We start from the raw sequence: 2,500 nt of genomic DNA, 5'->3' as shown, positions 1-2,500 counted from the left end.
GTATAATGGGTCAACGACTTAGTGTAACAAGCAAGCTTAAGCCGGTAGGTGTAGGCGAAGCGAAAGCGAGTCTGAATAGGGCGATTTAGTTTGTTGCATTAGACCCGAAACCGAGTGATCTAGCCATGAGCAGGTTGAAGGTTGGGTAACACCAACTGGAGGACCGAACCCGCATCTGTTGCAATAGATTGGGATGACTTGTGGCTAGGGGTGAAAGGCCAATCAAACTCGGAAATAGCTGGTTCTCCGCGAAATCTATTTAGGTAGAGCGTCGAGCGAATACCCCCGGGGGTAGAGCACTGGATGGGCTATGGGGACTCACCGTCTTACTGATCCTAACCAAACTCCGAATACCGGGGAGTACTACTCGGCAGACACACGGCGGGTGCTAACGTCCGTCGTGAAAAGGGCAACAACCCTAACCTCCAGCTAAGGTCCCCAAGTCATGGCTAAGTGGGAAAGGATGTGAGGATCCCAAAACAACCAGGATGTTGGCTTAGAAGCAGCCATCATTTAAAGAAAGCGTAACAGCTCACTGGTCTAAATAAGGGTCTTTGCGCCGAAAATGTAACGGGGCTGAAGCCATGCACCGAAGCTGAGGATGTGTAGCAATACACGTGGTAGCGGAGCGTTCCGTAAGCTGATGAAGGGAGACCCGTGAGGGCTCCTGGAGGTATCGGAAGTGCGAATGTTGACATGAGTAACGATAAAGAGGGTGAGAGACCCTCTCGCCGAAAGACCAAGGGTTCCTGCTTAAAGTTAATCTGAGCAGGGTTAGCCGGCCCCTAAGGCGAGGCAGAAATGCGTAGTCGATGGGAACCACGTTAATATTCGTGGGCCTGGTGGTAGTGACGGATTGCACAAGTTGTTCATTCTTATTGGATTGGATGGGCAGCGGAGCGGTTCCAGGAAATAGCTCCACCGTATAGACCGTACCCGAAACCGACACAGGTGGTCAGGTAGAGTATACCAAGGCGCTTGAGAGAACTATGTTGAAGGAACTCGGCAAATTGCACGCGTAACTTCGGAAGAAGCGTGACCCCATGCTAGGCAACTATTATGGGGTGGCACAGACCAGGGGGTAGCGACTGTTTATCAAAAACACAGGGCTCTGCGAAGTCGCAAGACGACGTATAGGGTCTGACGCCTGCCCGGTGCTGGAAGGTTAAGAGGAGAGGTGCAAGCTTTGAATCGAAGCCCCAGTAAACGGCGGCCGTAACTATAACGGTCCTAAGGTAGCGAAATTCCTTGTCGGGTAAGTTCCGACCTGCACGAATGGCGTAACGACTTCCCCGCTGTCTCCAACATAGACTCAGTGAAATTGAATTCCCCGTGAAGATGCGGGGTTCCTGCGGTCAGACGGAAAGACCCCGTGCACCTTTACTATAGCTTTACACTGGCATTCGTGTCGGCATGTGTAGGATAGGTGGTAGGCTTTGAAGCGGGGACGCCAGTTTCCGTGGAGCCATCCTTGAAATACCACCCTTATCGTCATGGATGTCTAACCGCGGCCCGTTATCCGGGTCCGGGACAGTGTATGGTGGGTAGTTTGACTGGGGCGGTCGCCTCCGAAAGAGTAACGGAGGCGCGCGATGGTGGGCTCAGACCGGTCGGAAATCGGTCGTCGAGTGCAATGGCATAAGCCCGCCTGACTGCGAGACTGACAAGTCGAGCAGAGACGAAAGTCGGTCATAGTGATCCGGTGGTCCCGCGTGGAAGGGCCATCGCTCAACGGATAAAAGGTACGCCGGGGATAACAGGCTGATGACCCCCAAGAGTCCATATCGACGGGGTTGTTTGGCACCTCGATGTCGGCTCATCGCATCCTGGGGCTGGAGCAGGTCCCAAGGGTTTGGCTGTTCGCCAATTAAAGCGGTACGTGAGCTGGGTTCAGAACGTCGTGAGACAGTTCGGTCCCTATCTGCCGTGGGTGTAGGAATATTGACAGGATCTGTCCCTAGTACGAGAGGACCGGGATGGACATATCTCTGGTGGACCTGTTGTCCTGCCAAGGGCATAGCAGGGTAGCTACATATGGACGGGATAACCGCTGAAGGCATCTAAGCGGGAAACCCACCTGAAAACGAGTATTCCCTATCAGAGCCGTGGAAGACGACCACGTTGATAGGCCGGGTGTGGAAGTGCGGCAACGCATGAAGCTTACCGGTACTAATAGCTCGATCGGCTTGATCGTTCTCATTGACTATGCTCATCTCAAGGCGACCGCAAAGCGGTCGTCCTGACAAGGCGAAGGCGCCAGCCTTTGCCCGGTCCCGGCGAACACGAAGTGTTCGTCCGGTTGGAGCTCTAAAACGTGTTCAAAAACGAAGTCATAGGACTTCACCAGCTTCTCAAAACATATAGTTGCGCTTTGCCGACCTGGTGGTTATGGCGGGGTGGCTGCACCCGTTCCCTTTCCGAACACGGCCGTGAAACGCCCCTGCGCCCATGGTACTTCGTCTTAAGACGCGGGAGAGTAGGTCGCTGCCAGGTCTGCAAA

Annotated in this window: 2 rRNA genes (1 of these 2 cut by a window edge); both read left to right on the top strand. The window is 53.9% G+C overall.

Features of this window, described 5'->3' with window-relative positions:
* Positions 1 to 2,194 (top strand): 23S ribosomal RNA (locus tag HX898_RS32975) (it extends 618 nt beyond the left edge of the window).
* Positions 2,195 to 2,378: 184 nt separating this feature from the next.
* Positions 2,379 to 2,493: ribosomal RNA gene (rrf, locus tag HX898_RS32970) — 5S ribosomal RNA — on the top strand.
* The last annotated feature ends 7 nt before the right edge of the window (positions 2,494 to 2,500 follow it).

It is taken from the genome of Rhizobium sp. WYCCWR 11128 (assembly GCF_013416305.1).
GTDB classification, from domain to species: domain Bacteria; phylum Pseudomonadota; class Alphaproteobacteria; order Rhizobiales; family Rhizobiaceae; genus Rhizobium; species Rhizobium indicum.
Note: the sequence above shows the minus strand (reverse complement) of the source record. Positions and strands in the feature narration are given on the sequence as shown.